Below are 7,067 nucleotides of genomic sequence, written 5' to 3'. Positions count from 1 at the left end.
CCAAATTTATTGAGAGCAACTTTTGATAACGCTACAGGACTTGATATTTTTCAATTACAAAAAGTTGATACTGTTACAACTAGTGGAGCCAGAGGAAAACAATGGTCTGTAGTATCTAAAAAAGAAACAGGTAATTTTAGTTTTATAACTGCTGTTTTTCCATTTAGTGGTTATGATAATAGAATAGATGAAACAACAACTGTTTCAAAAATTGGTGATTGGGATGTAAATAATCAAAAATTATTTAAATCTAACGCGAGTACAATCATTTCTAATAACAATACATTTATGATGTTTGAAACCTCTGCAATTGAAAATGAAGAAATTTCTATTCAGTTAAATGAAAAGTCGGATATTATTATGGTTTTAAAAGACAAAGTTATTTTACAAAATATAGATGATAAACCAATTGTTATTAGATCAAAATTTTGGAAAGGAGAGAAGAAATTAAATTCCGGAGATTTATTAGAATTTTCAAACTAGTAGTAGATTCCTATATTCAAATTAATTAGTTACAAATAATTTTTTAAAACTTCACTTCTCGTTAAACTTTTTAATCTTCTAATAGATTTTTCTTTAATTTGCCGTACACGTTCGCGAGATAAATGTAGAATTTCCCCAATCTCTTCGAGACTCTTAGAAGGTATATTTCCTAATCCAAAGCTTAATTCTATTATTGAAGCCTCACTAGGTTTGAGAGTTTTTAGAACACGTTTAATGTCCGTTTTTAAAGATTCATAAAGTAATTCTTTATCTGTATTTGATGATTTCTTAAAATTTAAAACATCATAAAGGTTTGGATTTTCACCTATAATTAAAGGGGCATCCATAGATATATGTCGAGCTGAATTTTTTAATGCAGTTTGTACTTCGCTTATTGAAATATTAAGTGTTTCTGAAATCTCTTCAATTGAAGGAGCCACCTCATTTTTTTGTTCTAATAAGGCACCTATTTTTTTAATTTTATTAATTACGCCAATTTTATTTAATGGCAATCGAATCATACGAGATTGCTCTGCTAGGGCTTGCAAGATGGATTGACGAATCCACCATACAGCATAAGAAATAAATTTAAAACCACGAGTTTCATCAAAACGTTTGGCAGCTTTTATTAATCCAATATTTCCCTCATTTATTAAATCTGATAATGGTAACCCTTGATTTTGATATTGTTTTGCAACAGAAACTACAAATCTTAAATTACTCAAGGCTAATTTCTCTAAGGCTACGTTATCTCCAACTTTTATTCTTTTCGCTAATTCAACTTCTTTTTCAGCTGAAATCATATCAACTTTTGAAATTTCTTGAAAATATTTCTCTAAAGAAGCTTCTTCCCTGTTTGTAGGCTGTTTTGTAATTTTAAGCTGTCTCATTTTACAGTTACAAAGTATTGTTTGAACTAAAAAAGTAAAATTCAGGGTGATGTACTAATTTTCAAAAAAAGCGTAATAATTCTTATAATTCAATGAGTTTAATCATTTTATAAACTGATTGTTATCAGTAATTCTTAAATAAATAATAAAATATGTTTAACAATGCAGGAAAAAAGTTAAACATTTTGTAGTTTAGCACAAAAATTCCAAGAAACTGATTTCTGGAACTAAAAAAATAATAAAAATGTTCGGATTATTTAAAAAACAGTCAGAGAAAGAAAAGTTACAAGTTCAATACGAAAAACTTTTAAAAGAATCATATCATTTATCTACTACTAATAGAAAACTAAGTGATCAAAAAGTGTTTGAAGCTGAGCAAGTTATGAATAAAATTGAAAAGTTGAGTTAATACAATTTTAAAAAAAATGACAGTGAATAAGAAACCAGATAACATAGTTTTCAATTTGGAAACTCAAATATATGATGCAGCCGTAAAACCGTATGCAACTTCTGTTGGCTCGCCAGTAATTACTGCGACAGATACCGTTAGTTGGAAAAATAAAAGTATTCGTAAAGTTAATAGTAAGGTTGAAGCTAAATTTTTAGAATTAAAAGCTGATTATCAAAAAATGATGGAAGAGTTTGAATACAACAAACTTATTTTTAGTGCAACATTTACTTTTGAACCTATTATTGGAAACGTATATCACTTATATAAAAGAAAAAATGGGGAATCTTTTCTTTCTATTATTGCTCCAGAAGAGTGCAATTTTAATTTTTTGGGAAGCTTTTATTTAAATTCAGATCAAATATGGGAAAAAATAGATTTTTAGTTTGAAAGGAAGTAGCGATTTTACATTAATAGAATTAGACCGAATTATTGAAATGGCTTGGGAAGATCGTACCCCCTTTGAAGCAATTCTTTTTTCAGTTTGGGTTACCAGAAAAGGCAGTTATTAAATTAATGCGTGACAATCTTAAAGAAACTAGTTTTAAACGTTGGCGAAAAAGAGTGAATAGTGGAGTTAGCCAAAAACATTTAAAAAAACGAAATCCAGAGATCTCACGTTTTAAATGTTCACGCCAAAAGACAATTTCAGGAAATAAAATAAGTAAACGGTAAAGAAATATTTATTTCGCGGTTTTCTGCATGTTTATCATAAATTAAATTTAAATAATATACATTTTAGCATAGAAAACGAGTAACTTTAAAATAATTACCTTTAATATTGTAATTGTATTTATTGTTTGTAAATTATGGACATTTAGATATAATTCATTTTAATTTTACATTTTTTTAAATAAAATTTGTATCAATATGCGTACAAGGTAGTTTTAAGTAAATATATACATGAGAAATATTAAAACATTTTTTTTCTGTTTTCAATTATTGTTAACCTCTGTTTTTATAGTGGGTCAAGAATTACCTCCTATAGAAAATTACTCATCAAAAATTTACGATGGAGAAAATCAGAATTGGTCAGTTTCTCAATCAGAACATAAATTTATTTATATTGCTAATAATAGTGGTTTATTAGAGTTTAATGGCTCGAAATGGCGTTTATACCCATCTCCAAATAATACTATTTTACGTTCGGTAAATGCCGTTAATAATAAAATTTATACAGGGGCCTACATGGAATTTGGCTTTTGGGAAAAGAATAATTTTGGAAATTTAGAATATACTTCATTAAGTGAAAAATTAAAAGAATCTTTAATAGAAGAGGATTTTTGGAATATTATAGATTTTGATAAGTGGATATTATTTCAATCTTTAAATAGAATATATATCTATAATACTTTAGACGAATCATTTAAAATTATAACTTCAGAAACACAGCTTCCAAAGGCATTTAAGGTAGATGATAGTATCTATTTTCAAAAAATGGGAAAAGGTGTTTTTAAAATTGAAAATGGAGAATCAGTATTGGTTTCAGAAGATTCGATGTTAAAAAATAAGATTTTAGTAAATATTTTTAAATCAGATGAAAAAATACTGTACCAAACCCAAAACAGTGGTTTCTATTATTTAACCGAAAATGGTATTAAAAAATGGGATATTAAATCAAATCCTTTAATTTCTTCCATAAGTGTTTACAGTAGTTTACAACTGGCAAATGGTAGTTTTGTTTTAGGAACTATATCAAATGGTATTTACCAACTCGATAAAGGTGGAAATTTAGTGCTGCATATAGATCAGGAAACTGGTTTAAATAACAATACTGTTTTAGCTATGTTTGAAGATTCCGAACAAAATCTGTGGCTTGGTTTAGACAATGGTATTAGTGTTGTAAATATGAATTCACCATATAGGGTTTACAATGATTTTGGAGGAAAGTTAGGTTCTGTATATACTTCAGCTATTTTTAATAATAACCTTTATTTAGGTACGAATCAGGGGTTGTTTTATAAAGAACTAAACTCTAATACCGATTTTGATTTTATTGAAGGCACTGATGGGCAAGTTTGGTGCTTAAAAGAATATGATAATACACTTTTTTGTGGACACAATAAAGGTACATTTATTGTAAATAAGAATAAAGCAACTCTTATAACCGATGTTATGGGTACAATGGAAATACAATCTGTAGATGGTTATCCAAATATTTTAATTCAGGGTTATTATAGTGGTTTAAATGTTATAGAAAAAATTAATAATACTTGGCAACTAAGAAATAAAATTGAAGGTTTTAACCCAACAAGTCGTTTTTTCAATTTTACCAAAGATGGAAGTATTTTAGTAAATCATGAATACAAAGGAGTTTTTAAACTAGATGTTAATAGTGATTTTACGCAAGTTAAAAGTTATAAAATATTAGAAAGCGCTCCTAAATCATTGAAATCTGCAATATCTAAATACAACAACGTCATTTTATATGCTTCAAATAAAGGGATTTTTAAATATAATACTGAAAAAAAGATATTTGAGAATGATCCTATATTATCGAATAGTTTTTTGGAAAATGATGAATTTGTTTCAGGCAGACTGGTTTTTGATGATAAAACCAATACTTTGTGGGGGTTTACAAATAAAAGTATAATTTATTTTTCTCCTGGTAAGATAGATAATACATTACAAAGCACAAAAATATTTTTACCTGCCTCTTTTAGAAGAAGCCTTCCAGGTTTTGAAAGTATGGTTAATTTAAATGATAATTCATATTTATTTGGAACGTCTAGAGGCTATTTTATTTTAGATAAAGATAAAATTAGAAATAACAGTTTCGAAGTAACTATAAATTCAATTGAAAAAAGCACGCATAATGAAGAAAAGGATTTTGTTTCTTTAGATAAAGAAAGCAAATTTAGCTCAAAAGAAAACAATTTATATTTTAGTTATGGTGTTCCAGAATTTGATAGACTTAACCAAGTTAATTTCCAATACCAATTAAAGGGTTTTTATGATAATTGGAGCGCTTGGTCTACAGATTCTGAGGTGTCTTTTAAAAATTTACCTTATGGAAGTTACACCTTTAATGTGAAGTCTCAAATTGGAAATAATTTATCAACTAATATAGCAACTTATTCTTTCGTAATTGATAGACCGTGGTACCTTTCTAATCAGTCAATTCTTATATATTCAATTTTATTTATTGCATGGATTTTATTAGTGCATAGTTTATATAGAAAGTATTATTCAAGACAGAAAAAGAAATTACTAGATAAAAAGCAACAAGAATTTTCTATGTCGCAGTTAGAAAGTGAGAAGGAAATTATGAAATTGAAAAACGAAAAATTACAACAGGAAATTGATAGTAAAACTAGAGAGCTTTCAGCTTCTACAATGAATATTATTAAGAAGAATGAAATATTAAACACTATTAAAAATGAACTTTCATTTGTTAACGAAAAAGATAGAATAAAACCTGTAATTAAAATTATTAATAAAAATTTATCTAATACAGGCGATTGGAAATTATTTGAAGAAGCTTTTAATAATGCTGATAGTGATTTTTTAAAGAAAATAAAAACTGTACACCCTAACTTAACACCAAACGATTTAAGATTGTGTGCCTATTTACGTTTAAACTTATCATCAAAAGAAATTGCACCGTTATTAAATATTTCTGCAAGAAGTGTTGAAATAAAAAGATACAGGCTCCGTAAAAAAATGGAATTAGATCATGAACAAAGTCTTGTAGAATATATTTTAAAAATATAATTATAAAAATTTACGAGAAGTCAAAAAGTAACCCGTAAAAAATTAAGAATTATCTAAATCTATTAAATATTCAACTAAATTTTGTGATCTTTTTAGGTTTAATTTTTTTCTTAGTCTATATCTGGCAAGTTCAACTCCACGTGATGTAATATTGAGCATTTTAGAAATTTCTTTTGAGCTCATATTCATTCTTAAAAATGCTGCTAGTTTAATTTCTCGAGGAGAAAGTTTTATGTTATTATCAGAAAGTTTTTTTAAATAATTACCGTGAACCTGATCAAAATGATAAGCGAATTGATCCCAAGAATCGTTGTTGGAAAGTTCTTTATCAATAGTTGTAATTATGTTCTTCAATGCTTTTTTCGAATCAATCTGATCTAGAGATGAAATAATTTTATTTTGAACCTCCTGAATAAAATCATTGTTTTTAACCAAATGCATAGTGATTGTTGTCAACTGATAATTTTTTAGATTAATTTCTGATTTAATATTTTCATTCTATAATTTATTAATTTCTTTATCCTTTACTTTTATTTCTTCATCCTTTTTTTTATAGATTATAGATTTTTCTTTTCTATATTTTTTTTGCTGAATAAGTGGTATCAATGTTAAAGATATCAGGGCTAAAATTAAATAACTCATTTTAGCCCAGTTTGCAAAATACCATGGAGTTAAAACTTCAAAAGAGATGGTTGATATATTACTTTCTAGTTCGTAAATATTCTGAGCTTTTATTTCTAAGGTATATTCCCCAAAAGGTAAATGTGTAAATTCTTTTTCACCTGAGCTTGACCATTTAGACCACTGCTCATCTAACGGTAAAAGTCTGTAGCTGTATTTTAAATCTTCATAACCATCAAAATATGGTGTGGCATAGTGAAACTTGATTGAATGTGTTTCCGTTATTTCAATTTTATCAACATAAGAAGGGTTATAGGTGGAAATAGAGTCGGTAGGAGATTGTGTTTCAACTTTTCTTGGTAATACTTGAAATTTTTTGTTTATAAAAAATTTCTTATTTGGGTTGTAATTAATAAAACCTTCTTTAGCCCCAAAAAGAACATTGTTTTTATCAAGTATAGAAATATTTGGTAAGTCATTGCTTATAAATTTATTGATATGTTTAAAAATTTGAGTCTCATTTTCAAATGAGCCAAACCCTTTTTGAAGTAAATTTCCAATTTTTTTGTTTTGAATATAATAAATGGATTCTCCTTTGTTTGAAACTAATTCGCTAACATGTTCGGTTCCAAGCCATTTGTTAAAATATGCATTTGGTGAAAAAGTTTCAGTAATTGGGTTAAAATCAAAAATCCCTTTTTCACTTGTAAAAACTAAGTTATTATTTAATGAATATACATCAATAAAAATATTGGAAGGAAAACCTTGATCTTTTCCATAGAGTTTAATCTTTTTTTGTACCTCTAAATTGTGGTCAAATTCAATACGAAAAGCACCTTTAGATCCATGTGTCATCCATAATGTAGAATCATTTTCAAACTCCATAATTCTCGATGATTTTGTCATTTCTT

Annotated in this window: 6 protein-coding genes and 2 pseudogenes; 5 read left to right on the top strand and 3 right to left on the bottom strand. The window is 27.0% G+C overall.

The window, feature by feature from the left end:
* Window positions 1-483: pseudogene (locus tag AB1Z17_RS08175) on the top strand (heparinase); the annotation flags it as partial.
* 29 nt (window positions 484-512) lie between these two features.
* On the opposite strand, the gene AB1Z17_RS08170 reads toward AB1Z17_RS08175, so the two are convergent.
* Window positions 513-1,373 carry an RNA polymerase sigma factor RpoD/SigA gene (locus AB1Z17_RS08170; RefSeq protein ID WP_368051310.1) on the bottom strand — a complete coding sequence of 287 codons (861 nt, stop codon included), beginning with the start codon at window positions 1,371-1,373 and terminating at the stop codon, window positions 513-515.
* A gap of 244 nt (window positions 1,374-1,617) precedes the next feature.
* On the opposite strand from AB1Z17_RS08170, the gene AB1Z17_RS08165 reads away from it, so the two are divergent.
* From AB1Z17_RS08165 to AB1Z17_RS08150, 4 genes and pseudogenes are all read left to right on the top strand, one after another.
* Window positions 1,618-1,782, top strand: coding sequence for a Lacal_2735 family protein (locus AB1Z17_RS08165; protein WP_368051309.1), 165 nt, complete (start codon window positions 1,618-1,620; stop codon window positions 1,780-1,782).
* Between the two features lie 16 nt (window positions 1,783-1,798).
* The gene (locus AB1Z17_RS08160) at window positions 1,799-2,206 is read left to right on the top strand and encodes a DUF2452 domain-containing protein (RefSeq protein ID WP_368051308.1); all 408 of its coding nucleotides are present in this window, start codon (window positions 1,799-1,801) and stop codon (window positions 2,204-2,206) included.
* A gap of 52 nt (window positions 2,207-2,258) precedes the next feature.
* Window positions 2,259-2,496 (top strand): annotated as a pseudogene (locus AB1Z17_RS08155) (TIGR03643 family protein).
* A gap of 228 nt (window positions 2,497-2,724) precedes the next feature.
* Complete coding sequence (locus tag AB1Z17_RS08150; RefSeq protein ID WP_368051307.1) at window positions 2,725-5,535, top strand: triple tyrosine motif-containing protein; 2,811 nt, start codon at window positions 2,725-2,727, stop codon at window positions 5,533-5,535.
* A gap of 42 nt (window positions 5,536-5,577) precedes the next feature.
* On the opposite strand, the gene AB1Z17_RS08145 is transcribed toward AB1Z17_RS08150, so the two are convergent.
* Together AB1Z17_RS08145 and AB1Z17_RS08140 are read right to left on the bottom strand one after the other, a co-directional pair.
* A complete protein-coding gene (locus AB1Z17_RS08145; protein WP_368051306.1) occupies window positions 5,578-5,991 on the bottom strand; it encodes a helix-turn-helix transcriptional regulator in 414 nt (137 codons plus the stop codon).
* Window positions 5,992-6,033: 42 nt separating this feature from the next.
* Window positions 6,034-7,067 (bottom strand): triple tyrosine motif-containing protein (locus tag AB1Z17_RS08140; protein WP_368051305.1); only part of this gene is annotated, 1,034 nt, incomplete at its 5' end.

Source organism: Lutibacter sp. (assembly GCF_040883305.1).
In the GTDB taxonomy this organism is placed as follows: Bacteria; Bacteroidota; Bacteroidia; order Flavobacteriales; family Flavobacteriaceae; genus Lutibacter.
The sequence above is the reverse complement of the archived record's forward strand: the minus strand, read 5'-3'. Positions and strand labels throughout refer to the sequence as shown.